Genomic DNA, 23,455 nt, shown 5'->3' on the forward strand with positions numbered 1-23,455 from the left:
TAGCGCGCCTGTCGCATTTGTGGCGTATGATTTTTGCAAGACGAGCTGCGGAACGATCTTTCCGGCACGCAGTCTTTCCGTACTCTCACCGCAAGGATCACGATGCGACGCAAACCCGACGCCAGCAGTCCCTCTTCCCCGCGTTCCTCCTCTGCCTCGCCGAAAGCGCGCATTGCGCTGGTGCTGCAAGGCGGTGGCGCGCTCGGCGCCTACCAGGCCGGCGTCTACCAGGCCATGCATGAACACGACCTGACGCCTGACTGGGTGGTCGGCACCTCGATCGGCGCAATCAACGCGGCCATCATCGCCGGCAACCGCCGCGAGGACCGCATTCCGCGCCTGCGTGCATTCTGGGAAAGCGTGTCGCACCCCGACGCGCTCGACCTGCACGCGGTGCCTGACGCCACCCGCCAGCTGATGACCTGGGCCACCACCATGGATACCTTCGCGCGCGGCGTGCCGGGATTTTTCACGCCGCGCCCGTTCAATCCGTTCGCCGTCGGCCTGCCGGTGCCGCCTGAAGAGGCCAGCTTCTACAACACCGAAGAACTGCGCACCACGCTCAACAAATACGTCGACTTCGATTATCTGAATGACAAGACCGAGGGTATCCGTCTGACCGTCAGCGCGGTCAAGGTTACCTGCGGCTCGCTGGTCGCGTTCGACTCCTCGCTACACATGCTGAGCGCCGAGCACGTGATGGCCAGCGGCGCGCTGCCGCCCGGTTTCGCACCGGTGCGGGTGGACGGCGATCTGTACTGGGACGGCGGTCTGTATTCGAACACGCCGCTGGAAGCGGTGCTCAGCGACGAACCGCGGCAGGATACGCTGTGCATGATGGTCGACCTGTGGCATGCCGACGGCCCCGAACCGCGCACCTACGAAGAAGTGCAGACGCGCCAGAAGGACGTCACCTTCGCTTCGCGTTCGCAACGCCACATCGACGCCTACCTGAAGCAGCACCAGCTGCGCAAGATGGCGCGCGAACTGTATGAACGGATGCCAGCGGAGCTGCGCAAGCCGTCCGACCGCAAGCAGCTGGCCGAACTGGGCGCCGACACCACCATCCACATCGTGCGCCTGCCCTACGCGGGTCGCGACTGGAACATGGCGTCCAAGGACGTCAACTTCTCGCGCGGCTCGATTGAATGGCGCTGGGAACAGGGTTACCAGGACGCATTGCGCGGCATCCAAGTCAGTCAAGGATGCCCGTTCAACGTATCGGACGCCGGCGTGGTGGTACATGAATTGCCGCCCGTGGTGGAGATCGCAACGGGCTGATGCTGCCGTTGCGGAAGGGAAACAATTGGTGCTGTGCAATAACAAATTATGTTGTTAAAATTGCAATTCCAGAACATTTTGTGCGCCGCACAAAAAGTTCTTGACCTCACCAAATAAGTGCGTAAAATAGTAATTGTTGCGGCGCACAAAAATAGTAATTCGAGACCGAAGCCGCCAAGTCCATCACTGTTTTTGAAACCAAAGGAGAAGTCCATGTTTTCGTACCAAGATCAATTTTCCGCCGCAACCAAGACCCACTTCCAAGCTCAACTGGATCTGATCAACACCATCACCACCAAGACTTTTGAAGGTCTGGAGAAGATCGTTGAACTGAACCTGAGCGCCGCCAAGGCATCGCTGGAAGAGTCCGCCGCTACAGCACAGCAATTCGCCTCCATCAAGGATCCGCAAGAACTGCTGGCCCTGGCCCAGGCACAAGCCCAACCGACAGCTGAAAAGGCCGCCGCTTACGGTCGTCACCTGGCCAGCATCGTGTCGGCCACCCAGGCTGAACTGACCAAGGCTACTGAAGCGCAAGTCGCTGAAACCAGCCGCAAGGTCAGCGCCCTGGTCGAAGAAATCGCCAAGAACGCACCAGCCGGTTCGGAAAACGCAGTCGCCCTGTTGAAGTCGGCCATCGGCAACGCCAACGCCAGCTACGAGCAACTGACCAAGAACACCAAGCAAGCCGTGGAAACACTGGAAGGCCACCTGAGCAACGCTGCCAAGCAGTTCACTCAAGTCGCTGAAAAGACCGCCGGCCGCAAGAAGTAATCTGTAGCAAAGCAGTACCTGCAGCAAGCATTCACGGACCGCCATGCGGTCCGTTTTTTATTGCCCGGCCGGTTTCCGTTTGCCTACGCCGCAGGCGCCACCCTCACGCTGTCCCGCCCGCCTCGCTTGGATTCGTACAGCGCCACATCTCCTCGTTCAAGCAAGGCGGCCAGGTCCGGCGGCGGCTGGTCGAACAGTGTCGCCCCCATGCTCAGCGTGACCGCCGACGGCGTTGAAAACGTCTCCCGCGCCATCTGCCCGAACACCTCCCGCAAGCCATTGCCCAGCGCCACGACGCTGTCGCCGGAAGCCTCGCGCAGCAGGATCACGAACTCGTCCCCGCCCAGTCGCGCCGCCAGGGAACCGCGCGGTAATGCATCGCGGATCATTTCGCTCAACGCCACCAGCAGCCTGTCGCCGGCGCTGTGGCCGTGCAGATCGTTGACCTGTTTGAAGTTGTCGATGTCGATCAGCAACAGTGCGCCGGGAGTGGCCGGCGAAGCCTGGGCGAGCAATGCGGGCGCACGCTTGTCGAGCGCACGGCGGTTGTACAGCGCGGTCAGCGGGTCGCGCGCGGCCAGCTGTTCGATGCGTTCTTCACGCCGGTGACGTTCGGTGCCGGTCATGGACAAGGCGATCAGCATGATGGCCATGGCGCCTTCCACCAGCGAGATCTGGATCACGCCGCCGCGGAAGGCCGCCAGGTCGACCAAGGCTCCCAGCGCTACGGTTGAACCGGCTTTGGCGACATAGAACAAGCCGTGCGCCAGCAGCACGTAACGCAACTGCACCGCGCCCACGCTCAGCGAAACGCCATGCGGGCGCAACAGGAAACTGGCGCGCAGCGTAACGCCACCGATCAGCAGCGACTGGATGCACAGCATCACCCTGGACCACCACGGCTCCGTCGGCAACAACAGCACGGCCAGCCAAGCGACGCCGATCAGCCGCCAGCCGCGCGACAGCCGGGTGTTCGTGAAGCGTGCGACACCCGCCAGGAACAACCAGTGCGCGACGATCAGCAAGCCGTTGGCAAACCAGATGCCGATCAGCAAAAACCCATGCGAGCGCAGCAAGGCCAGCACCGAACCTACGGTGATGACGGCAAAGCCGGCGCTCTAGGGCCTGTTACCAATCAATGTGCGAGTGCGAACGCGCGGCAGGCGTTGACTGCCTAGGCGCAGCGACGCGACGTAGCGGTGCTACGGCAAGGAGCTGCAACAACGGCAGGCGACGCCTGCAGCCGTTCCCGGAGGGTTGCTGCCAGAAAGCGCGCTGGCGGCGTTGCATGGCGTAGCAGGTGGCCCACCACCTGCTACGCCACGCGCCTTGCCAGCACGCTTTCTGGCAGCAACGCATCTCGCACATTGATTGGTAACAGGCCCTAGAACAGCAGCGACTTTTCGCGCACGCTGTTCCACTCCACGGCCAGGTAAAGCGCGGCCGCCGCAGCCAGCGCGGTGGTGAGAATAAGGATGGTGGTGGGATCGAGGGCCATGGATAACGGAACAGGTGCTTGAGCCTGCCCAAGGAGACTGATGAAAATGGGCGCTGCTATTTTAACGCCGGGCGCTCAGCCCGGCTTGCCCAACCGGACTTCCCCGCCAAACCATGACGGAGTCAAAGCGGGTCTTCCGGCAACTACAAATCATCGCTTGACGATCTACCTACTAAAAGGTAGGCTACGCAAATGACTGATTCCTCCAATACCGCCGACAGCATCCTGCGCTGTGCGCAATCCCTGATTATCGCCGGCGGCTACAACGGCTTCAGCTATGCCGACATCGCGAAAGTCATCGGCATCCGCAACGCCAGCATCCATCACCATTTCCCCGGCAAGGCGGTGCTGGTTCGCACGCTGGTGGCGCGCTATCGCGAGGAGATGCAGGCGGGCGTCGCCAGGCTGGAGCAACACGTTTCCGATCCGCTTGAGCAGCTTCGCGCGTATGCCGGATTCTGGGAGGTCTGCATCGCCGATGCGTCGTCCTCGTTCTGCGTCTGCGCCCTGCTGGCGAGCGAGATGCCGATCCTTCCGGAGGAAATCGCGCTGGAAGTGCGCGCCCATTTCCGTGCGCTGGCAGCCTGGCTGACCAGCGTTTTCACGCGCGGCGCGCAGCAAGACAGACTGGTGCTGAACGGGTCGGCCGAAGCGGAAGCTGACATTTTCATGGCGACCGTGCATGGCGCCATGCTGTCGGCCCGCGCCTACGGCGATGTAAAGATGTTCGGCGCCATCGTCAACCCGGTGCTGGCGCGCGTCGCACGCGAAGCCTGAGAAAACCTGGTCGCGATCTCGCTGCGAGGCTGCGAACAGGCTCTAAGCTGCCCAAGGATTGTTTCAACGTTTGGCCATTTTACCTACCGATTAGTAGGTAGTTTATTGTGGAGTTGCTCTTCCGGAACAAGGTCGATGCCTCCTTCAACTTTTTTGATAAAGGATCACTCCATGTTTGGAATTTCTCATCTCGGCTGGGTACACACCCTGGGTAGCCTGCCGGCCATCCCGGCAGCAGTGTATATGTTCGCCCGCCACGGCCGCATCGTGCCGCGTTCGACCGCAGGCGGCATCTATTTCGTGTCGATGCTGATCGGCGCCGTCAGTGTTTTCCTGGTTGCGCATCAGGCGATCAGCTACGGAATCGCCGTGGCCACGCTGGTCTTTCTCCTTGCCGGCTACGGCGTGGGAAGACTGCCGACGGCGCGACGCGCAGCCGCCTATGTGGAGACGGTGTTCCTGACCATCACCGCCTTTTTGCTGATGGTGCCGACCGTCTCGGAAACGCTGCGCCGGGTGCCGGACGGCCACCCGTTTGTGACCGACCTGAAGTCGCCGCTGCTGCTGGGATCCCAAGGAGCTCTGTTCGCCATACTGATCGTCGGACTGATCGTTCAGATCGTGTATTTGCGCAAGCAGGGCAAGGCCGCACGCATACGCGCATAATCAAGCTGACGCCATGCGGCGTCGGCAGCTTCCCGAGGAGAACCAGATGGCACGCAATCCCGTCACCCCCGTTCGGCCCGTCGACCCGGTCGGCGCGATCAGACGCGTCGACAGCGGCTCCACCTATTTCCGCCATCTGGACCAATGGCAGCTCGCCTCCGAGGCGTATGCCGTCGAACGGCGCGCAAAACAACAGCAACAACGACAACAGGCGGCGCAGGAACAACCGGCCGGGGAAAGCGAATTCTCCCGCATGTTGTCCGATGCAGCCCAGGCTGACACCCGCCATCTGAAGCGCTAGATGATGTAAGGTCGATTGCCGCGGATAACACCGGATTAATCTGCCAGGGCGGATGACATTTTTTGATAGTATTTGGACCTTGTCTGTTTGCAGAATCGACATGAATCCGCAACCAGATGGACAAGTGGGCTGGGGGGCTTGCTTCACATGTCAATCAAGGGGGCACGTGTACTCGATGTTGAAGACTCGCGTTGTCTCATTCAACAAAGCCAACTATGAGAAAAAAATGACTAAAACGATTCGTCCGTTGCTGGCCATCACCCTGCTGGCAGCCGTCCTGACCGGTTGCGCCTCGGGCCCGAAGTACGCTGAAGTGGCCGATGCAATCCCTGCCATCAAGCCTGGCCAGGGTCGCATTTATTTCATGCGCTCGACCTCAGTGTTCGGCGGGGCCCTGCAGCCGGAAATTCAACTCAACAATCACGTCGTAGGCAAGTCGCAGCCGGGCGGCTTCTTCTTCGTTGATCGTCCGGCGGGACCGTACCGGGCCAAGACCTCGACCGAGACGGTGATGGCTCTGGATTTCTCCCTGTATCCGGGTGAAGTGAAGTACGTGCGCACGGAAGCGGCCTTCGGTCTGCTGCTTGCCCGTATCGGTTTCTCCCTACTGGACGCGTCTATCGCCGAGGAGGAGTTGCAGGATCTGAGCTATACCGGGAGACCGATTGCGCCGGTCACCCCCGTTGCGCCGATGGCACCGGCGGCTGCCAGGTAAGCATTGCGATTGCAATTCACCCAGTTCCCGTCAAAAGCAGTCAATCCCAAAGCCGGCACGCGTTGCCGGCTTTTTCCATCGCGATGCCGGGAAAGACTTCTTGATATAGTGACGTGGCACTATTTTCCGCAATCAACTCTGGAGAATCGACATGGACTTGCAACTGAAAGGCAAGACGGCGCTGGTGAGTGGCAGTACGGCCGGCATCGGTTACGCGATCGCGCACACGCTGGCCCGGGAAGGCGCGAACATCATCGTCAACGGCAGGACGCAGGCCGGCGTCGACGAGGCGGTGGAGCGCATACGTTCGGATACCAAGGGGACGGTCCAGGGTTTTGCCGGCGACCTCAGCCAGGCCGAGGTGGCCAACGAGGCTGTCAGGCGTCATCCGGGCATCAACATCCTCGTGAACAATCTCGGCATCTTCGAGCCCAAGGCCTTTGAAGATATTCCCGACGAAGACTGGCTGCGCTTTTTCGACGTCAATGTCTTGAGCGGCGTGCGCCTCGCGCGCCTGGTGCTGCCGGAAATGAAGCGGGCGAATTGGGGCCGCATCATCTTCATCTCCAGCGAAAGCGCGGTGCAGATCCCCACCGAAATGATCCACTACGGCATGACCAAGACTGCGCAACTCGCGGTGTCGCGCGGCCTGGCGGAATCGGTCGCCGGCACCGGCATCACCGTCAACAGCGTATTGCCCGGCCCGACGAAATCCCGTGGCGTCGGGGACTTCGTCGAAGATTTGGCAAGATCGGGCGACAAGACCGTCGAGCAGGTCGAGACGGAATTCTTCGATCACGTGCGTCCGACGTCGCTGATCAAGCGCTTCGGGACCCCGCAGGAAGTGGCCTCGCTGGTGGCCTACGTAGCCAGCCCGCTCGCCTCCGCAACCACCGGTGCGGCGCTGCGCGTCGACGGCGGCGTGATCAAGAGCGCCTTCTGACGAAGATGCGCCGTTGTACCTGGTGAGCATCAATCAAGCCGGCACCTGTTGCCGGCTTTTTTCATTCCGGCGCCTGTACGGCTGTTTTTCCGGTAAAGCTGCGATGGCTTTCTCGTTCCCAAGGGAAATTTCCCCCTTTTAAAGAAAACAGGCCCGCCGATTCCATTTCCCAGATTTACAATTGAATTCCCGATTTACGAGAATTTGATTTCTGAATATGAGAAAAATGAGGAATCATCCGGCCATGAACTCTTCCGCCCCCTCTCATCTGACGCAGCCGCCTGCGGTTGCCACCAGCGAACGTTCGCTCATGGTGCTGTCGGTGATTGCGCGTCACGGCAAGCCGATTGCGGTGCGCAAGCTGAAGGAGCTGACCGGCTTGCCGCAGAGCACGCTGTATCGCCATCTGCTGCCGCTCAAGAAATGGGGCCTGGTGCAGGAGCAGGACAATTTCTACGCGCCCGGTCCGCTGAGCGTGCAGCTGGCCTGGGGCTTCGACCATACCTCTTATCTGGTCAGCAACGCCCAGCCCGAAATGCTGCAACTGGCCAAGAAGTGCGGCGAGAGCGTGGGCCTGATGGTGGCGGTCAACGATCAGGTCACCTGCCTCGACATGGTCGACAGCGAGCAATCGCTGCGCTGTTCGTTTTCCAAGGGCCGCTCGCATCCGCTGTCGCGCGGCGCGTCGGCCAAGGCGGTGCTGGCGCATCTGCCGCAAGCCATGGCCGAGAACATCGTCGCACGCCAGCTACACGGCAAGGATGACGACATCGCCCGCCTGCACGCCGAACTCGCCGCCATCCGCAGCCAGGGTTATGCGGTCAGCGAAGGCGAAGTCGACTGGGGCGTGTGGGGCGTGAGCGCCCCGGTGTTTTACAAGCCCGGCCAGGCCGCCGGAGCGATTACCCTGATGGCGCCGGCAATCCGGGCCGAAGAGCGGCAGCGCGAGCTGATTGCCGCCACGGTCCAGGCGGCAGCAACCATCAGCGAACGTCTTGCGTTGTTTTAATCAGTTCACCAAAAGTCGTCATTACAAGTCGTCCATCATAAGTCGTCCAATCCTGAGGGAGAAACCATGAACCACCGCCGCCGCCTCATCCGCATGCTCGCCGCCGTCAGTCTCGCCGCCGGTTTTACCGTCGCCCCGGCATTGGCCGCTGCACAAACTGTTGACGTCATCCGCGTCGCCACCGACGCCACCTTCCCGCCGTTTGAATTCTTCAAGGACGGCAAGCGCACCGGCTTCGACATCGAACTGATCGAATTGCTGGCCAAGACCATGGGCAAGAAGGTCGAATGGACCGACATCGATTTCAAGGGCCTGATCCCGGGCCTGGTATCGCGCCGCTTCGACGTCGCATCGTCGGCCATCTACATCACGGAAGAGCGCCGCCGCGTCGTCAACTTTACCGACCCGTACTATCCGGGCGGCCTGGTGGTCTTGACCAAGGCCAGCAACACCGCGATCAAGCAACCGTCCGACCTGGCCGGCAAGAAGGTCTCGGTACAGGTCGGCACCAAGTCGGCGAACTACCTGAAAGAGTACTACCCGCAAGCCGAGCGCATCGAAGTCGAGAAGAACCAGGAGATGTTCAACCTGGTTGAAATCGGCCGCGCCGACGCCGCCGTCACCGGCAAGCCCGCCGCCATCGAATACGCCAAGACCCGCCCCGGCATGAAGGTGCTCGACAAACAGGTCAGCATCGAGCTGTACGGCTACGCCGTGCGCAAGGACCTGCCGCAGCTGACCGAAGAAATGAACGCCGCGCTCAAGAAGGTCAAGCTCGACGGCAGCTACGACAAGCTGGTGCAAAAGTGGCTGTCGTCGTCGGCCAAGTAACTTCATAAAAACAGACGTAAGGAGAACAGATGAGCCTCGACTTTTTGCCCGTATTTGAGGGTTGGCCGGACCTGCTGCACGGGGCGATCGTGACGGTGGAAATCACCGCCATCTCGCTGGTGCTCGGTTGCATCCTCGGCCTGCTGGTCGGCCTCGGTCGACTGGATCGCAGCAAGCGCCTGCGCTACGGCATCTGTACTGCTTACGTCACCTTCATCCGCGGCACGCCGCTGCTGGTGCAACTGTTCCTGCTGTTCTTCGGCCTGCCGCAATTCGACATCCTGCTGCCGGCATTCCTCTGCGGCGTGCTGGGCCTGGGCATCTACTCCGGCGCCTATGTATCGGAGATCGTGCGCGGCGCCATCCAGTCGATCGACAAGGGCCAGATGGAAGCGGCGCGTTCCCTCGGGATGTCGTCCGGCAAGGCGATGCGCACCATCATCCTGCCGCAAGCCATCGTGCGCATGATTCCGCCGCTGGGCAACGAGTTCATCGCGCTGATCAAGAACTCGGCGCTGGTGTCGCTGCTGACCATCGCCGACCTGATGCACGAAGGCCAGAAGATCATCAGCGTGTCCTACCGTTCGCTGGAAGTCTATATCGCCGTCGCGCTGGTTTATCTGGTGCTCACCAGCCTCACCAGCCTGGCCTTGCAACGGATCGAGAAACACCTGCGTGCAGGAGGAGCCGTCTGATGTCCACACCCATGATCAATGTTTCCAAACTTGGCAAATCCTTCTCCGGCCACCGCATCCTCCACGGCATCGACCTCGAAGTCGCGGCCTCGCAAGTGGTCGTCATCATCGGCCCCAGCGGCTCCGGCAAGAGCACGCTGCTGCGCTGCTGCAACGGCCTCGAAGTGGCGGAAGAAGGCAGCATCTCGATCTGCAACCAGGACCTGCTGGTCGACGGCAAGATGATCGCCGACCATGCGCTCAACGATCTGCGTACGCAAGTCGGCATGGTGTTCCAGTCGTTCAACCTGTTCCCTCACCTGTCGGTGCTGGAGAACGTCACGGTCGGTCCGCGCAAGATCCGCGGCACGCCCAAGGACCAGGCCGACACGCTGGCGCGCGCGCTGCTGGCCAAGGTCGGCCTCGCCGCCAAGGCCGACGCCATGCCCGCCACCTTGTCGGGCGGCCAGAAGCAACGCGTGGCGATTGCCCGCGCACTGGCGATGCAACCGAAGGTCATGCTGTTCGACGAACCGACTTCGGCGCTCGATCCGGAACTGGTCGGCGAAGTGCTGCAGGTGATGAAGGCGCTGGCCAACGAAGGCATGACCATGATCGTGGTCACGCATGAAATGGGCTTCGCGCGCGAAGTCGCCGATGTCGTCGTGGTGATGGACCAGGGCCGCATCGTCGAGGCCGGCAAACCCGAACAGATTTTCGTCAACCCGGTGCAGGAGCGCACCCGCAGCTTCCTGCAGGCGGTGCTGGCGCGCAACAACAACTCACAGGCAGCATAGGACGATTTGAGGATGGATCACTCTCTCTGGAACGGCCGCGTCGATCATGACAGCGCCGGCGACACCCGCCGCTTGCATCAACTGGTGGTACCGTTCGGCAACGACGTCAAGGGCGGCGGCGCGCTGATCGGCTTCGCCAGCGACGAAGGCGTGCGCCGCAACCACGGCCGCGTCGGCGCCGCGCAAGGTCCCGACGCGATTCGCCGCATGCTGGCGAACCTGCCGGCCCACCGCATCACGCAACTGGCCGACGCCGGCAACATCGACTGCAACGACGGCGACCTCGAACAGGCGCAGCAACGGCTGGCCGCCAAGATCGCCGACGTCATGGCGCAAGGCGTGTTCCCGCTGGTGCTGGGCGGCGGCCATGAAGTGGCTTACGGCAGCTTCCTCGGCATCATGCGCCACCTCGGCCGCTCGATGCCGCAGCGCAAACTGCTGATCATCAATTTCGACGCCCATTTCGATTTGCGTGAAGCCGAACGTTCGACCTCGGGTACGCCGTTCAAGCAGATCGCCGAATGGTGCGAATGGGCCGACGTCGGCTTCCACTATCTGTGCTTCGGCATCAGCCAGCTGGGCAACACGCCGGCGCTGTTCACGCGCGCGCAGCAACTGGGCGTGGAATATGTCAGCGACACCGACGTCGCCACCCGCGGCCTGGCGGAACTCGACGCGCAACTGCGCCGGCGCCTGGAAGACGTTACCGATGTCTACCTGACCATCGACCTTGATGTCTTGCCCGGCGAAAAGGCGCCCGGCGTCTCGGCCCCGGCCGCCTTCGGCATGGCGCTGGAGAAAGTCGAAAAGCTGGTTTCCTCCATCCGCACCAGCGGCAAACTGATCGCCGCCGACATCGCCGAATGCAATCCGGTCTACGACCGCGACGGCATGACCGCCAAGGTCGCCGCACGTCTGGCGCACCTGATCCTGCAACCGGCATAGAATAGAGCGTGCTGTGCGCCTTGCGGCGGCAGCACTTTCCATCGTTCACCCCCTCTTTTCCTAACCGGCCGCATCCATGTCCGTCCTGATCCCGCAATCGCAACAACGCCTGATGCGCTGGAAAAACGGCGGGGGCATGACGTGCGAGATCCAGCGCTTTCCGCAGGACAGCTCGCTCGACTCCTTCGACTGGCGCGTCAGCGTCGCAACGGTGCAGCAAGCCAATGAGTTTTCGCTGTTTCCCGGTATTGATCGCTCGCTGGCGATCCTGGAAGGCAAAGGCATCCTGCTCGACGTCGCCGGCAAGGCCGGCCGGCAAGAACTGACGCCGCGCGATCCGATCTATCGCTTCGACGGCGAAACCGCGATCCACTGCACGCTGATGGGCGGCGGCATCGTCGACTTCAACGTCATGACGCGCCGCGCCGCCTGTATCCACACGCTGGAACAACTGACCATCACCAGACCCACGGTACTGCCGGCGGCGGGCGACACCGCGCTGGTGTACGTCGTCAACGGCAATTGCCGCCTGGCCAACGACACCAGGGTTCATGCCGGCGACGCCGTGCTGTTCCGCGATGCGAACGAAGAACGCCTGCTGATTTCCGACGCAGCGGAACTGATGCTGGTGCAGTTGTACCGGCAACCGGGCTAGGCTCCTCATCCCGCTGCCGGTCCCGGCGGCGTATATTGATTACACCGTGTATCAATTCAATTGCACTGCTCCGTATTTATCGATGCGGAGGGCAGCGGTATAGTCCATCGTGAACCAGATGTTCCCCGTCACCTCACGAGCCAAGGAGTTTTGCCATGCCCTACGTCAACATCCGCGTCACCCGCGAAGGCGTCATCACCGCTGCACAGAAACTGGAACTGATCCAGGGAACCGCCGAACTGCTCGAGCGTGTCCTCAACAAAAAGCCCTCCTCCACCTTCGTCGTTATCGACGAAGTCGACACCGACAACTGGGGCGTCGGCATGGAAAGCGTTACGAACTTGCGCCGGCGCGAAGCCGCCGGAAAATCTGCAGCGGATCAGGACAAGAAATGAAACTCACCGCAGCGGCCAGGCCACGTCTTCGGCGATGAACCCGCTGGCGTCATCTCCTGGTGAGATTACGCGCCTTGCGTTCCCAAGATCGCCAGCGCCACCGCTTCGGCCACCTTGATGCCGTCAATGGAGGCCGACATGATCCCGCCCGCATAACCGGCGCCCTCGCCGGCCGGGTACAACCCCTTGGTATTGAGACTTTGCAGCGTGTCGTCGTTGCGGCGGATGCGCACCGGCGACGAGGTGCGCGTCTCGACGCCGGTCAGCACTGCGTCGTGCATCGCATAGCCGCGGATCTGCTTGTCGAAGAACGGCAGCGATTCACGGATGGCGTCGATGGCGTAGTCCGGCAGCGACTGGTCGAGTTCGCCCAGCAGCACGCCGGGCTTGTACGACGGCGTCACGCTGCCGAGCTGGGTGGACGGCTTCTTCGCCAGGAAATCGCCCACCAGCTGGCCCGGCGCGTCATAGTTGCGGCCGCCCAGTTCGTAGGCGCGCGATTCCCATTGGCGCTGAAATGCGATGCCGGCCAGCGGATGGCCGGGATAGTCGGCCGGTGAAATGCCGACCACGATGCCGCTGTTGGCGTTGCGCTCGTTGCGCGAATACTGGCTCATGCCGTTGGTGACCACGCGCTCCGGTTCCGAGGTCGCCGCCACCACGGTGCCGCCCGGGCACATGCAGAAGCTGTAGACCGACCGGCCGTTGGAGGCATGATGCACCAGCTTGTAGTCGGCCGCGCCCAGGATGGGATGGCCCGCGCTGGGGCCGAAGCGGCACTTGTCGATCAGCGACTGCGGGTGTTCGGCGCGGAAGCCGATCGAGAACGGCTTGGCTTCCATGTAGACGCCGCGGTCGTACAGCATCTGGAAGGTGTCGCGCGCGCTGTGGCCGATCGCCAGCACGACGTGATCGGCTTCGATGTGCTCGCCGCCGGCCAGCGTCACGCCGCGCACTTGGCCGTCTTCGATGACGATGTCGTCGACCCGCTGTTCAAAGCGAAACTCGCCGCCCAGGGCGACGATCTTTTCGCGCATCAGCTGCACCATCTTCACCAGGCGGAAGGTGCCGATGTGCGGCTTGCTGACGTACATGATTTCCGGCGGCGCGTCGGCGGCGACGAACTCGGTCAGCACCTTGCGGCCGTAATGCTTGGGGTCCTTGACCTGGCTGTAGAGCTTGCCGTCGGAGAAGGTGCCGGCGCCGCCTTCGCCGTATTGCACGTTCGATTCCGGCTTCAGTTCGCGCTGGCGCCACAGGCCCCAGGTGTCCTTGGTGCGCTCGCGCACGGTCTTGCCGCGTTCCAGGATCAGCGGATTGAAGCCCATCTCGGCCAGGATCAAACCGGCGAAAATCCCGCACGGTCCGGTGCCGATGACGATCGGACGCTTGCTCAGTCCGGCCGGCGCCCTGGCGACAAAATGGTAATTGGTATCGGGCGTCGGTCCGACGTTTTGCTTGCCCTTGTGCCTGGCCAGCACGGCGGCTTCGTCGCGCACTTCGACGTCGACGGCATACGTCAGCGTGACGGCCGATTTCTTGCGGGCATCGTAGCTGCGGCGAAACAGGCTCACGCTCAACAGATCCGCATCGGCAACGCCGAGGCGCGCGAGGATGGCGGCGCGCAGGTCGGCTTCGGGATGGTCGAGGGGGAGTTGTATTTCAGTCAGTCGCAGCATGTGCAGTCTTTCAGTTGAGAAACGCTGCATGGCCGTTTCGGGTGTTTTTTTGCAGCAGCCGGCATTTTACCCTCCTTCCCTTGCCCCTCGCCCCTTGTGTCCTGCGGGCGCCATGTCGCGACTCCAAAATGACATTTTTGTCATGTAAATGTCATCAGATTGGCAGCTGGCTTGCCTACCATGAGCTTACCTCAACCCACCGGTCCCACTCCCCTATGAACGCCTCCCTCCAGAAGCGCCTTCGCGGCGCGGCAGTATCCATCCTTGCAGCAGGTTTCCTCGCTCCCGCCGCCTTCGCACAGACGCCGGCACCGGCGCCGACCGGTGTCCGCGGCGCCATCGTCTCGGCCAGCGGCGACAACCTGGTCGTCAAGACCAACCGCGGCGCTGAACAAGCGATCAAGCTCGACAAGGACACCCGCGTCGCGGCAATTTCCCTGGCCAACATCAATGACATCAAGCCCGGCAGCTACATCGGCGCGGCAGGCATTCCACAGCCGGACGGCTCGCAGAAAGCGCTGGAAGTGCACGTGTTCCCGCCTGCGCTGGCCGGCACCGGCGACGGCCACCGCCCGTTTGACCTGGCCCCCAACAGCACCATGACCAACGGCACCGTCGGCGATGTGGTGGCCAGCAACGGCCGCACGCTCACGCTCAAGTACAAGGGCGGCGAAAAGAAGATCGTCGTGCCTGAAGACGTGCCTATCGTGAACATCGAAGCCGGCGACCGCTCGCTGCTGGTGGTGGGTGCAAAAGTTGTCGTGCGCGCCCGCAAGAATCCGGACGGCAGCATGACCGCCGTATCGATCAGCGCCGGCAAGAACGGCGTCGCGCCGCCGATGTAAAAGGGCTCCGATGCGCAAGAAAGTGCTGCTTCATCCGCTGGCGGTGCGCATCGCGCACTGGCTCAACGCATTCGCCATCGGCTGCATGCTGATGAGCGGCTGGGCCATCTACAACGCCTCGCCGATCTTCGGCTTCAAGTTCCCCTTGTGGGCCACGCTGGGCGGCTGGCTGGGCGGCGCGATTGCCTGGCATTTCGCGGCGATGTGGCTGCTGGTAGCCAACGGCGTGTTCTACGTGATCTATGGCGTGGTCAGCGGGCACTTCCGCCGGCATTTTTTGCCGCTGCATGCACGCGACGTGGTCGACGATGCGCGCCAAGCCTTGCGTTTCAAACTGCCTCACCGGCCGGGCGTGTATAACGCAGTCCAGAAACTGCTGTATTGGGGCGTGATCGCGCTCGGGTTGCTGGTCGTGCTGTCGGGACTGTCGATCTGGAAACCGGTGCAGCTGGATTTTTTGTGCGATCTGCTGGGCGGTTTCGACTTCGCGCGCAAGGTGCATTTTGCCGCCATGGCCGGCATCGCGGCCTTCGTCGTGATTCATCTGCTGCTGGTGGTGCTGGTCCCCAAAACCCTGTTGCCCATGATCACGGGACGGGGACGTGTCAACGAGCCTGCGGAGAATCTGCCATGAGCCGGGAAGACGACAAACCGCCGCGCAAGCCTGAGGGTATTCGCCTCACGGACCACCGCACGGCGCTGGTGAAGTTGGAGCGGCGGCTGTTTTTGCGTTCGTCCCTGAAGGCGACGTTGTCGGTGGGCGCGCTGTCGATGCTGTCCGGCTGCGATCTGCAAGACAACGATCAGGTGGACAAGGTCTTGTGGGCCATGTCGCGCTGGAACGACCGGGTGCAGGCTGCGCTCTTCCGCAGCGACAAGCTGGCGCCGACGTATGCCGCAAGCCAAATCACCAATCCGTTCCCCTTCAATGCTTTCTATGACGAAGTCAACGCTCCCGACATTGATATCGCCGACTGGCGTCTCGAAGTCTCGGGCATGGTGAGCGACAAGAAGCCGTGGACGATAGAACGCCTGCGCACACTGCCGCAGGCCGCCCAGATCACCCGGCACATCTGCATCGAAGGCTGGAGCGCCATCGGACAATGGTCGGGCATTCCGCTGCGGACCTTCCTGCAAGCCATCGGCGCCGACATGACCGCAAAGTACGTCGGCTTCAAATGCGCAGACCGCTATTACTCCAGCCTGGACATGCCGACGGCCTTGCATCCGCAGACGATTCTGGCGCTCGACTTCGGCAACGAAGCTTTGCCCACGTCTTACGGATTTCCGCTCAAGGTGCGGGTGCCGACCAAGCTCGGCTTCAAGAATCCGAAGCACGTGGTCGCCCTCTACGTGACCAATCAGAATCCCGGTGGCTACTGGGAAGATCAGGGCTACAACTGGTTCAGCGGCGTCTGATTCAAATCACCGGGTCACCACTGCGAAGCATGCTCGTCCTGATACGCCAGCGCCGTCTTGCGGCGTGAGCAGCTTTCCCAGGCGGCGGTCAGGATCAGGATCGCCGCCGCCAGCCCGCCCACCATCAGCAGGTCGGTCATGTAGCCGAAGGCCGCCAGCAAGGCCAGCAGCACCAGCCCGGCCAGATGCGACAGTGGCAGGCGGCGGTACACCACCTTCTTGTAGACCGCATTGCCCAGCAGGTAGAGTGCCGGGCCGGCGATCAGCACCAGCAGCGAAGTCGGGGCGATGCGCTGGTCGGGATGCGCGATCACCAGTTCGGCGCCGACCGCCGAGACGATCACGCCGGCCACGATGATCACGTGGACATAATGGAAGTAGGCGCCGATGCGGCCCGGATCGCTGGAATGCACGATGGCGTCGCTGCCGTCCTTGCTGCTGGTGTCGAAATACAGCCACCACATCGCCAACGCGCTGGCGAAGGTCACCACGAACGCCACCATCACCGGCGCTTCCCACTGCCCGGCATGAGCCACGGTGGCGCCGGTGACCAGCAGCGCCTCGCCCAGCGCGACGATGACGAACAGCTGGCAACGCTCGGCCAGGTGGCCGCCTTCAATGGTCCATTCGCGCGTGTCCGAACGGCCCAGTCCGGGCAACGCGAAGCCGATCATCGGCGAGAAGTATTCACAGGCGACCGCGGCAATCCACAGCGCGAGCCGGTATTCCTGCGACAGCCCCCCGGCGATCCAGAACGCCGCCGAGATCAACAGCCAGCCGAACATGCGGCGGAAATTCGGCGTCAGCGCATGGTCCTTGCCCAGGCAGCACAGCACAAACAATGTGCGCCCGACCTGGATCGCGGCATAGGCGACGGCAAACACCAGGCCGCGCCCGCCGAAGGCGTCCGGAATCGCCGCCGCCATCAGCAGGCCGGCCAGCATGATGGCGAACAACAACACGCGGATCTGCAGCGTTTCGGGATCGAACCAGTTGATGACCCACGAGGTGTATTGCCACGCCAGCCAGACTGCGAACCACAGCACCAGCGTCTCGACGGCGCCGGCCACGGTGAGATTTTCCAGCAGCCGGTGCGATAGCTGGGTCACCGCAAAGACGTAGATCAGGTCAAAGAACAACTCCACGAAGGAGACGCGCGCCTCATGCCCGTCGCGAATGCGCAGCAGACCGGTGAGCGGTTTTTTTGCCGACGACGTGTTCATGTTTCCTCCCTGAATCAGATGCATCTATCGTCGCACACGCACTCCGCTATGGACAAGCCGCACGGCGTCTCCGGGGCCTCATGCGGCCCCGACAGTTGCTTATATCTGACACAGAACTCACGACGAATTTGTTTCGAGGCGTTTCCATTTCGCAGTTTCACGCCTGCGGCGAAACACAAAATTACAGCTGCCGGGCGCTGCCTGATCTACATTGAATCCATCGCGACATGCTGTCACGGTCGCTTCAAAGAAACAATTCACAGGGAGCACATCATGCGTTACAAGAACATCATCCTCGCCGTCGTTCTCGCCGCCGGTGCGGCCTCCTCGGTCCTGGTGGCACCGGTCGCGCAAGCGCAGGCGCGCACCTCGGTCGATATCCGCATCGGCACGCCGCCGCCGCCGGTGCGCTATGAACGCATGCCGCCACCGCGGCGCGGCTATGTCTGGGCGCCGGGCTACTGGGCCTGGAACGGTTATCGCCACGTCTGGGTCGGCGGCCATTGGGAGCGCATGCGCCGCGGCCGCCATTACGTGCCGCCGGGCTGGCATCAGGAACCGGGAGGCTGGCGCTTCAATCGTGGTGGCTGGGGGCGATAGATACCGGCGCTCATGAAAAAGAGAAAGGCCTGCTTCCGCGGCAGGCCTTTTTTTGTCGGGTGCGGCCGCCTGCCAATGTGATGCGGTTCTCGCTGCGCCTAATTCTTCCTGTGCGCCCTGAGCGCGAAACGCGCCGGATCGAGCAAGGCCAGCAAGTCCTTGCCGAGCGGCGCCGGTTCATCCTCCAGCGCGCACGCCACGATCTCGGCCGCCAGCGGCGCCCAGATCAATCCGCGCGAGGCGTAGGCCAGCAGGCCGTACAGCTGCGGCCAGCGCGGCGCATCGCGCAGCTGGACTTCGCCGCCCGCGGCCAGCGCCGCCTGATCGGGCAAGGCGCCGACCAGCGGCAGCCGGTCGGCCGAGACGCAGCGAAAACCCACGCGTCCCGGCAAGGTGTCCGGATCGATATCGGACGACACGCCGGGCAGCAATTGCCGCAACTTGTCGAGATTGCCGGCGTGGCTGTCGGCGCGCACTGCCGTGTCGTGATCGTCGCGATCGTAACTTGCGCCGACGCTGATCAGTCCGTTCACCGCTCCGGTCAGGTAGCCGTCGCCGCACAATACGAACGGCAAGTCCGGTAACGACGCCGCCGGCAAGTGGCTGACCTGCCCGCGTATCGCCTGCAAAGGCAATGCGGCCGCCTGCGCCAGTCCGCCCGACTGCATGCCGTTGGCGAGGATGACGACCGGCGCTGCGGCGATGACGGCGCCGTCGGCGTCGAGCGCCTGCCATTGTCCCTCGGCGCGGTGCAAGGAATGCACGTCTTTTCCGAAGCGCTTATGCAGGCGCTCGCCGCAGGCATGCAGCATGGCTTCGCACACCGCCGCCGGACGCAGCCAGCCGCCGCGCGGAAAAAACCAGCCGCTGCCGGTCGGCATGCCCAGCCGCGCGCTCGCTTCCTGCGCCGGCAGCCACTGCGCGTAGTCGTGCGGATAATTCCAGTGCCGCGCCGCCCGCTCGAATACCTCTGCCTGTTGGGCGTCGCGCGCCACCTGCAGCACGCCACAGACCTGGCCCTTGCTTTGCTGCGCGCCGTCCAGCACGCCGGCGCGCTGCCACACCTGCTGTGCAAACAGGAAAGCCACCCGCGTGAGACGCGCAGTCGGATTGTCATCGCTTGAAATCGCCGGCATATAAACTCCGGCCAGATTGCCGGAAGCCTCCTGCGCGGCGTGCGCATGCCGTTCGACCAGCGTCACCTGCCAGCCGCGCGCGGCGAGTGCTTCGCAGGCGGCGCTGCCGGCCAGGCCGGCGCCGATCACGAGGGCGCGACGGTCTTGCGGAATCGTGCGCTCGGCGACTCTCCAGCGCGGCGTGAAATGTGCCAGCGAGGGATCGTTTTCGTCTGCAGTGAAACCTGTTGCAGCCAAGTCGGCCGGCGTCACACGCCATGTGCCGCCGGTACGCAATTGCGCGCGCGGCGCCGCCAGTCGTTTCAACTGCTGCGCGTTCCACACGGCGTCGTCATGCAACAGGAACAGATCAACCCGCGCATCGGCCTGCGCCAGGCTGGCCGCCACATCGCCGATGATCAGCGTCAACACCACGCGGCCCTGTCCGAGCAGCAACCGGTGATAGCCGGGCGTCAACGGCGGCCAGGCGTTGGCGAGTTCGTCGGCGAGCGCACTCGTTGGAGCCGGCGCCATCGCGCGCAATTGCTGCGCCGTCGGCGGCGCAGCGTCGATCAGCAGATAATGCAGGCGTTGCGGCGCATCGGCATCGTCGGCAGCATCGGCAGCGTCGGCCTGCTCGCACAACGCCGCCCAGGCTTGCAGGAATGCAGCGCTGTAGCCGGTCTGCAAAATTGTGTAAACCGCGCGCCCGCGCCAATGCCGGCGCAAGGCGTCGTCGGTGAGACTGGCGGAGGGAAAAGCGGCTGGAGTCATGCGGGCATTCACGGTTCGGGAGCGGACATCGGCCGCAGCAGCAATATGATACGCTGTCCCTCCATCACGTTGCGGCAGGCGCCGGCCGGGTCTATCACCTTCGCCTCCGCCAGACCGCCGTTGGGGACACCTGCCATGCCGCTTCGCCTGCCACCGCTTTCTTCCCTGCGCTTCTTTGAAGCCGCCGGCCGCCATCAGAGTTTCAAGCTCGCCGCCGCCGAACTCAACGTCACTCCCAGCGCCGTCAGCCACGGCATCGTCAGCCTCGAACAAACCCTGGGCGTGGAACTGTTCGTCCGCGCGCCGCGCAGCCTGACGCTGACGGCGGCCGGCGCCGACTACCTGCACTACATCTCCAAGGCCTTCGAACTGATCGCCACCGGCACGCAGCGCCTGCCCGATCGCCGCGGCAGCAGCATTTCTGTGAGCTGTGCGCCGACGCTGGCCTCGCGCTGGCTGTTACCGCGCCTGCATGATTTCCGCACGCTGTGGCCGGATACCAATGTCACCGTCGACACCTCGCCGCGCCAAGTCAATTTGCCGACCGACGGTTTCGATTTCGCCATCCGCATGAGCCGTGCGCCGGTCGCCGATCCGGCCTGGCGCAAACTGTTTGGCGAGCAGCTGGTGCCGGTCTGCAGTCCGGCCTGTCGCGACAGCCTGCGCGGAGATGACGGCAAGCTCGATCTGCGCCGCGCCACGCTGATCCACGTCACCCAGGCCAGCGAAGACTGGCAGACCTGGCTCGCGCGTACCGGCACACCTGCCGGCACCGGCGGCGTCGACGCCCGTCGCGGCTTGCACGTCGACACCATCCAGCTGGCGTTCGAAGCGGCCATCGGCGGCCTCGGTGTGGCGCTCGGGCGACGTCCGCTGGTCGATCGCGATCTGGCCAGCGGCGTGCTGGTGGAACTCGGCAACGAGCTGCACACCGGACTGGTCGACGCCGAAACCGCCTACTGGCTGGTCAGCACCGAAGACGGCGGCGAGCGCGCCGACGTGGCCGGCTTCCGCAGCTGGCTGCTGGCGGAAGCGCAGGCGTCGGCACAGGCGGATTCATCTCGCTGAACCAGCGCGCCGTGCATGAGTGAGCCAGACTCACTCATCGTCAAAAACCTTTCCTTTGTCGCCGGATTGCGCCGCTGCTAATGTGCGGTTCTGTGATCGCAACGGAGACATCCATCATGTCCGCAACCACCCAGCCAGCTCCGGCTCACCTCTCTCCTCCCCTTTTCAGCGCCGGCAATCCCGCGCTGTGGGTCGTCGTCGCCGCCGCACTGGTGCTCAGCGTCGTCATGGGCACGCGCCAGACCTTCGGCCTGTACATCAATCCGTTTTCCTACGACCGCGGCTTGCCGGTCACGGTGATCGCCTTCGCCATCGCCCTGCACAATCTGGTCTGGGGCTTCGCGCAGCCGTTCGCCGGCGCCGCTGCGGACCGTTACGGCGCCACGCCGGTGGTGGCGTTCGGCGCCGTCACCTTCGCCGCCGGACTGGGGCTGGCGGCGGTGGCGCCGTCCGGCCTGCTGCTGGTCATCGGACTGGGACTGCTGGTCGGCATCGGCATCAGCTGCACCAGCTTCGGCGTGGTGCTGGCCTCGGTCGGCCGCGTCGCCACGCCGCAGCAGCGCAGCATGGCGATGGGCATCGCCAGCGCCGGCGGTTCGCTCGGCCAGGTGTTGCTGGTGCCGCTGGCGCAGATGGTGCGTGAGGGCGCCGGCGTGCCGGTCTCGCTGTTCGTGCTGGCGGTCATTGCGCTGGCGATTGCACCGGCCGGCCTGATCCTGGACCGGGGCCGCAAGAAATCCCCTGCATCCGTGACGCACGCCGCCGCCGAACCGGACACGTCTTCACTCAAGGAAGTGCTGGCCCTGGCCGGACGTCATCGCGGCTATCGCCTGCTGACCATCGGCTTCTTCACCTGCGGTTTCCAGCTGGCTTTCATCGGCACCCACCTGCCCGGCTACCTGATGCTGTGCCACATGCCGCTCGGCCTGGGCGCCACCGCGCTGGCGCTGATCGGCCTGTTCAACATGGCCGGCAGCTGGGGCTGCGGCTGGCTGGGCGGCCGCTTCCGCCAGCAATACGTGCTGGGCTGGCTGTACCTGATCCGCAGCGGGGCCATCGCGGTATTCCTGGCGCTGCCCACGACCGGCGCCTCGGTCATGGTGTTCGCCGCCGTGATGGGACTGACCTGGCTCGGCACGGTGCCGCTCACCAGCGGACTGGTGGCGAAAGTGTTCGGCACGCGGCACCTCGGCACGCTGTTCGGGGTGTGCTTCCTGAGCCACCAGCTCGGCTCCTTCCTCGGCGCCTGGCTGGGCGGCTATATGTTCGACCTGACCGGCTCGTACTCGCTGGTGTGGGGTGCGACGGTGGCGGCCGGCGTGCTGGCGGCGCTGCTGCATTTCGCCATCGGCGACAAGCCGGCTGACGCCAGCCCCGGCATGCTGGCGGCGGCGCTCAGCTGAAAAACCGGCTTGTAGAACGCAGTGCGTGCCGCACTCGCGCGGCGGTGGAAAACCGGGTGCGGCAAAACCCTTTAAAATCGTCCGCACTCCATCATCCATGCAGCCAGCCGCCCTGCGTTCACTTCATGCTCGCCATCTTCAATGTCGTCTTTCCGGTTTTCGCGCTGATCTTCCTCGGCTACCTGTGCCGCAAGCGCAATATCCTCAGCGTCAACGCCGCCAGCGAACTGAACCGCTTCGTCATCTATCTGGGCCTGCCGGCGCTGCTGTTCGATTCGATCGCGCGGCTCACGCCCGCCGACTTCAGCAACCTGCGCTTCATCGCGGTATTTGCCATCGGCATCGCGGTGGTGTTCGTGCTGACGGCCTGGATCAAGTATCGCCAGGGCGCGGCGGCCGGCGACATCATCATCGACAGCCTCGGCACCTCGTACGCCAACGTCGGCTTTATCGGCATCCCGCTGTGCCTGCTGGCCTTCGGCCGCGACGGCATGCCGCCGGCCGTGATCGCCATGGTGATGACCGCCTGCCTGCTGTTCGCCATCGCTATTGTGCTGCTGGAAATCTGCCTGCACGCCGAGAAGCACATCGGCCGCAGCCTCCTCAAGACCGGCAACTCGCTGATCCGCAATCCCATCCTGATCGCACCGATCCTCGGCAGCCTGGTGGCGGCCGGCGGCTTTGCGCTCCCGACCGGCGTACAGCAGTTGTTCAAGTTGCTGGGGGCGGCCGCCAGTCCGTGCGCGCTGGTGTCGCTGGGCCTGTTCCTGGCGCAGCCGATCGAGAACAAACAGGCCGGCTCGGTGAGCCTGCTGGTCGGCTTCAAGCTGTTGCTGCATCCGGCCGTCACGGCGCTGTTCGCCTACTGGATCCTGCCGCTGCCGAAGATGTGGGCCGACACCGCGCTGCTGTTGTCGGCCATGCCGATCGGCACCGGTCCGTTCATGCTGGCCGAACTGTACCGGCGCGAAGCGGCATTGATGTCGCGCGCCATCCTGATTTCCACCACGACGTCGCTGCTGACGATCACGCTGATCCTGGCGTGGATCGCCCATTGAGGAAACCCGC

At 63.5% G+C, this 23,455-nt stretch carries 24 protein-coding genes and 1 pseudogene; 21 read left to right on the forward strand and 4 right to left on the reverse strand.

The window, feature by feature from the left end:
* Nucleotides 1–102: 102 nt before the first annotated feature.
* Nucleotides 103–1,281 carry a patatin-like phospholipase family protein gene (locus tag F506_RS21930; protein WP_053200908.1) on the forward strand — a complete coding sequence of 393 codons (1,179 nt, stop codon included), beginning with the start codon at nucleotides 103–105 and terminating at the stop codon, nucleotides 1,279–1,281.
* A 213-nt stretch (nucleotides 1,282–1,494) separates the two neighbouring features.
* The gene (phaP, locus tag F506_RS21935; RefSeq protein WP_053200910.1) at nucleotides 1,495–2,055 is read left to right on the forward strand and encodes a TIGR01841 family phasin; all 561 of its coding nucleotides are present in this window, start codon (nucleotides 1,495–1,497) and stop codon (nucleotides 2,053–2,055) included.
* Nucleotides 2,056–2,138: 83 nt separating this feature from the next.
* Here phaP and F506_RS21940 read toward each other — a convergent pair.
* Nucleotides 2,139–3,173, reverse strand: a pseudogene (locus tag F506_RS21940) (diguanylate cyclase domain-containing protein); the annotation flags it as partial.
* 572 nt (nucleotides 3,174–3,745) lie between these two features.
* Between F506_RS21940 and F506_RS21945 the strand changes: the two are divergent.
* The 12 genes from F506_RS21945 (at nucleotide 3,746) to F506_RS22000 (ending at nucleotide 12,261) form a co-directional block, all read left to right on the forward strand.
* Nucleotides 3,746–4,330: a TetR/AcrR family transcriptional regulator gene (locus F506_RS21945; protein WP_053200912.1), complete on the forward strand. Its 585-nt coding sequence runs from the start codon at nucleotides 3,746–3,748 to the stop codon at nucleotides 4,328–4,330.
* A gap of 171 nt (nucleotides 4,331–4,501) precedes the next feature.
* Entirely contained in the window at nucleotides 4,502–4,996 is a 495-nt protein-coding gene (locus F506_RS21950; protein WP_053200914.1) for a hypothetical protein, read from the forward strand.
* 46 nt (nucleotides 4,997–5,042) lie between these two features.
* Nucleotides 5,043–5,297, forward strand: a complete 255-nt coding sequence (locus F506_RS21955) for a hypothetical protein (protein ID WP_053200917.1) — start codon at nucleotides 5,043–5,045, stop codon at nucleotides 5,295–5,297.
* 226 nt (nucleotides 5,298–5,523) lie between these two features.
* The gene (locus F506_RS21960; RefSeq protein ID WP_053200920.1) at nucleotides 5,524–6,012 is read left to right on the forward strand and encodes a DUF2846 domain-containing protein; all 489 of its coding nucleotides are present in this window, start codon (nucleotides 5,524–5,526) and stop codon (nucleotides 6,010–6,012) included.
* Between the two features lie 151 nt (nucleotides 6,013–6,163).
* Nucleotides 6,164–6,955: an SDR family NAD(P)-dependent oxidoreductase gene (locus tag F506_RS21965; RefSeq protein ID WP_053200922.1), complete on the forward strand. Its 792-nt coding sequence runs from the start codon at nucleotides 6,164–6,166 to the stop codon at nucleotides 6,953–6,955.
* Nucleotides 6,956–7,199: 244 nt separating this feature from the next.
* Nucleotides 7,200–7,964 carry an IclR family transcriptional regulator gene (locus F506_RS21970; protein ID WP_053200924.1) on the forward strand — a complete coding sequence of 255 codons (765 nt, stop codon included), beginning with the start codon at nucleotides 7,200–7,202 and terminating at the stop codon, nucleotides 7,962–7,964.
* A gap of 66 nt (nucleotides 7,965–8,030) precedes the next feature.
* Nucleotides 8,031–8,795 carry a transporter substrate-binding domain-containing protein gene (locus tag F506_RS21975; protein ID WP_053200926.1) on the forward strand — a complete coding sequence of 255 codons (765 nt, stop codon included), beginning with the start codon at nucleotides 8,031–8,033 and terminating at the stop codon, nucleotides 8,793–8,795.
* 29 nt (nucleotides 8,796–8,824) lie between these two features.
* On the forward strand, nucleotides 8,825–9,490 hold the full coding sequence (gene ehuC / locus F506_RS21980) for an ectoine/hydroxyectoine ABC transporter permease subunit EhuC (protein WP_053200928.1): 666 nt from the start codon (nucleotides 8,825–8,827) through the stop codon (nucleotides 9,488–9,490).
* Nucleotides 9,490–10,266 (forward strand): amino acid ABC transporter ATP-binding protein, encoded by a 777-nt coding sequence (locus F506_RS21985; RefSeq protein WP_053200930.1) that lies wholly within the window; start codon nucleotides 9,490–9,492, stop codon nucleotides 10,264–10,266. Before ehuC ends, F506_RS21985 begins: the two co-directional genes overlap by 1 nt.
* A 12-nt stretch (nucleotides 10,267–10,278) precedes the next feature.
* The gene (gene hutG, locus F506_RS21990; protein WP_083458163.1) at nucleotides 10,279–11,211 is read left to right on the forward strand and encodes a formimidoylglutamase; all 933 of its coding nucleotides are present in this window, start codon (nucleotides 10,279–10,281) and stop codon (nucleotides 11,209–11,211) included.
* Between the two features lie 76 nt (nucleotides 11,212–11,287).
* On the forward strand, nucleotides 11,288–11,866 hold the full coding sequence (locus F506_RS21995; protein ID WP_053200933.1) for a HutD/Ves family protein: 579 nt from the start codon (nucleotides 11,288–11,290) through the stop codon (nucleotides 11,864–11,866).
* A 155-nt stretch (nucleotides 11,867–12,021) separates the two neighbouring features.
* The gene (locus F506_RS22000; RefSeq protein WP_053200935.1) at nucleotides 12,022–12,261 is read left to right on the forward strand and encodes a 2-hydroxymuconate tautomerase family protein; all 240 of its coding nucleotides are present in this window, start codon (nucleotides 12,022–12,024) and stop codon (nucleotides 12,259–12,261) included.
* Between the two features lie 65 nt (nucleotides 12,262–12,326).
* Here F506_RS22000 and F506_RS22005 read toward each other — a convergent pair whose 3' ends face one another.
* Nucleotides 12,327–13,940 carry an NAD(P)/FAD-dependent oxidoreductase gene (locus F506_RS22005; protein WP_053200937.1) on the reverse strand — a complete coding sequence of 538 codons (1,614 nt, stop codon included), beginning with the start codon at nucleotides 13,938–13,940 and terminating at the stop codon, nucleotides 12,327–12,329.
* A gap of 215 nt (nucleotides 13,941–14,155) precedes the next feature.
* Between F506_RS22005 and F506_RS22010 the strand changes: the two genes are divergently transcribed.
* The 3 genes from F506_RS22010 to F506_RS22020 are packed head-to-tail and all read left to right on the forward strand — an operon-like array spanning nucleotide 14,156 to nucleotide 16,204.
* Entirely contained in the window at nucleotides 14,156–14,785 is a 630-nt protein-coding gene (locus F506_RS22010) for a DUF5666 domain-containing protein (RefSeq protein ID WP_053200939.1), read from the forward strand.
* Between the two features lie 10 nt (nucleotides 14,786–14,795).
* Nucleotides 14,796–15,419, forward strand: a complete 624-nt coding sequence (locus F506_RS22015; protein ID WP_053200941.1) for a cytochrome b/b6 domain-containing protein — start codon at nucleotides 14,796–14,798, stop codon at nucleotides 15,417–15,419.
* Entirely contained in the window at nucleotides 15,416–16,204 is a 789-nt protein-coding gene (locus F506_RS22020) for a molybdopterin-dependent oxidoreductase (protein WP_053200943.1), read from the forward strand. Before F506_RS22015 ends, F506_RS22020 begins: the two co-directional genes overlap by 4 nt.
* A gap of 14 nt (nucleotides 16,205–16,218) precedes the next feature.
* Here F506_RS22020 and F506_RS22025 read toward each other — a convergent pair whose 3' ends face one another.
* Nucleotides 16,219–17,427: a low temperature requirement protein A gene (locus F506_RS22025; RefSeq protein WP_053200945.1), complete on the reverse strand. Its 1,209-nt coding sequence runs from the start codon at nucleotides 17,425–17,427 to the stop codon at nucleotides 16,219–16,221.
* Nucleotides 17,428–17,700: 273 nt separating this feature from the next.
* On the opposite strand from F506_RS22025, the gene F506_RS22030 reads away from it, so the two are divergent.
* Complete coding sequence (locus F506_RS22030; protein ID WP_053200947.1) at nucleotides 17,701–18,027, forward strand: YXWGXW repeat-containing protein; 327 nt, start codon at nucleotides 17,701–17,703, stop codon at nucleotides 18,025–18,027.
* A 98-nt stretch (nucleotides 18,028–18,125) separates the two neighbouring features.
* On the opposite strand, the gene mnmC is transcribed toward F506_RS22030, so the two are convergent.
* Complete coding sequence (gene mnmC / locus F506_RS22035; protein WP_083458165.1) at nucleotides 18,126–19,916, reverse strand: FAD-dependent 5-carboxymethylaminomethyl-2-thiouridine(34) oxidoreductase MnmC; 1,791 nt, start codon at nucleotides 19,914–19,916, stop codon at nucleotides 18,126–18,128.
* A 135-nt stretch (nucleotides 19,917–20,051) separates the two neighbouring features.
* Between mnmC and F506_RS22040 the strand changes: the two genes are divergently transcribed.
* The 3 genes from F506_RS22040 to F506_RS22050 all read left to right on the forward strand — a co-directional run bounded on the left by F506_RS22040 (nucleotide 20,052) and on the right by F506_RS22050 (nucleotide 23,445).
* Entirely contained in the window at nucleotides 20,052–20,984 is a 933-nt protein-coding gene (locus F506_RS22040; RefSeq protein ID WP_053200949.1) for a LysR substrate-binding domain-containing protein, read from the forward strand.
* A 116-nt stretch (nucleotides 20,985–21,100) separates the two neighbouring features.
* Nucleotides 21,101–22,387, forward strand: coding sequence for an MFS transporter (locus tag F506_RS22045; protein WP_053200951.1), 1,287 nt, complete (start codon nucleotides 21,101–21,103; stop codon nucleotides 22,385–22,387).
* Between the two features lie 125 nt (nucleotides 22,388–22,512).
* A complete protein-coding gene (locus F506_RS22050; protein ID WP_053200953.1) occupies nucleotides 22,513–23,445 on the forward strand; it encodes an AEC family transporter in 933 nt (310 codons plus the stop codon).
* Nucleotides 23,446–23,455 lie beyond the last annotated feature (10 nt).

It is taken from the genome of Herbaspirillum hiltneri N3 (assembly GCF_001267925.1).
In the GTDB taxonomy this organism is placed as follows: domain Bacteria; phylum Pseudomonadota; class Gammaproteobacteria; order Burkholderiales; family Burkholderiaceae_D; genus Herbaspirillum; species Herbaspirillum hiltneri.

Excerpts from the sequence above, each read along its gene's own strand:
- F506_RS21930 (WP_053200908.1), top strand. The coding sequence starts at position 103 with ATGCGACGCAAACCCGACGCCAGCAGTCCCTCTTCCCCGCGTTCCTCC.
- phaP (WP_053200910.1), top strand. The coding sequence starts at position 1,495 with ATGTTTTCGTACCAAGATCAATTTTCCGCCGCAACCAAGACCCACTTC.
- F506_RS21945 (WP_053200912.1), top strand. The coding sequence starts at position 3,746 with ATGACTGATTCCTCCAATACCGCCGACAGCATCCTGCGCTGTGCGCAA.
- F506_RS21950 (WP_053200914.1), top strand. The coding sequence starts at position 4,502 with ATGTTTGGAATTTCTCATCTCGGCTGGGTACACACCCTGGGTAGCCTG.
- F506_RS21955 (WP_053200917.1), top strand. The coding sequence starts at position 5,043 with ATGGCACGCAATCCCGTCACCCCCGTTCGGCCCGTCGACCCGGTCGGC.
- F506_RS21960 (WP_053200920.1), top strand. The coding sequence starts at position 5,524 with ATGACTAAAACGATTCGTCCGTTGCTGGCCATCACCCTGCTGGCAGCC.
- F506_RS21965 (WP_053200922.1), top strand. The coding sequence starts at position 6,164 with ATGGACTTGCAACTGAAAGGCAAGACGGCGCTGGTGAGTGGCAGTACG.
- F506_RS21970 (WP_053200924.1), top strand. The coding sequence starts at position 7,200 with ATGAACTCTTCCGCCCCCTCTCATCTGACGCAGCCGCCTGCGGTTGCC.
- F506_RS21975 (WP_053200926.1), top strand. The coding sequence starts at position 8,031 with ATGAACCACCGCCGCCGCCTCATCCGCATGCTCGCCGCCGTCAGTCTC.
- ehuC (WP_053200928.1), top strand. The coding sequence starts at position 8,825 with ATGAGCCTCGACTTTTTGCCCGTATTTGAGGGTTGGCCGGACCTGCTG.
- F506_RS21985 (WP_053200930.1), top strand. The coding sequence starts at position 9,490 with ATGTCCACACCCATGATCAATGTTTCCAAACTTGGCAAATCCTTCTCC.
- hutG (WP_083458163.1), top strand. The coding sequence starts at position 10,279 with ATGGATCACTCTCTCTGGAACGGCCGCGTCGATCATGACAGCGCCGGC.
- F506_RS21995 (WP_053200933.1), top strand. The coding sequence starts at position 11,288 with ATGTCCGTCCTGATCCCGCAATCGCAACAACGCCTGATGCGCTGGAAA.
- F506_RS22000 (WP_053200935.1), top strand. The coding sequence starts at position 12,022 with ATGCCCTACGTCAACATCCGCGTCACCCGCGAAGGCGTCATCACCGCT.
- F506_RS22005 (WP_053200937.1), bottom strand. The coding sequence starts at position 13,940 with ATGCTGCGACTGACTGAAATACAACTCCCCCTCGACCATCCCGAAGCC.
- F506_RS22010 (WP_053200939.1), top strand. The coding sequence starts at position 14,156 with ATGAACGCCTCCCTCCAGAAGCGCCTTCGCGGCGCGGCAGTATCCATC.
- F506_RS22015 (WP_053200941.1), top strand. The coding sequence starts at position 14,796 with ATGCGCAAGAAAGTGCTGCTTCATCCGCTGGCGGTGCGCATCGCGCAC.
- F506_RS22020 (WP_053200943.1), top strand. The coding sequence starts at position 15,416 with ATGAGCCGGGAAGACGACAAACCGCCGCGCAAGCCTGAGGGTATTCGC.
- F506_RS22025 (WP_053200945.1), bottom strand. The coding sequence starts at position 17,427 with ATGAACACGTCGTCGGCAAAAAAACCGCTCACCGGTCTGCTGCGCATT.
- F506_RS22030 (WP_053200947.1), top strand. The coding sequence starts at position 17,701 with ATGCGTTACAAGAACATCATCCTCGCCGTCGTTCTCGCCGCCGGTGCG.
- mnmC (WP_083458165.1), bottom strand. The coding sequence starts at position 19,916 with ATGACTCCAGCCGCTTTTCCCTCCGCCAGTCTCACCGACGACGCCTTG.
- F506_RS22040 (WP_053200949.1), top strand. The coding sequence starts at position 20,052 with ATGCCGCTTCGCCTGCCACCGCTTTCTTCCCTGCGCTTCTTTGAAGCC.
- F506_RS22045 (WP_053200951.1), top strand. The coding sequence starts at position 21,101 with ATGTCCGCAACCACCCAGCCAGCTCCGGCTCACCTCTCTCCTCCCCTT.
- F506_RS22050 (WP_053200953.1), top strand. The coding sequence starts at position 22,513 with ATGCTCGCCATCTTCAATGTCGTCTTTCCGGTTTTCGCGCTGATCTTC.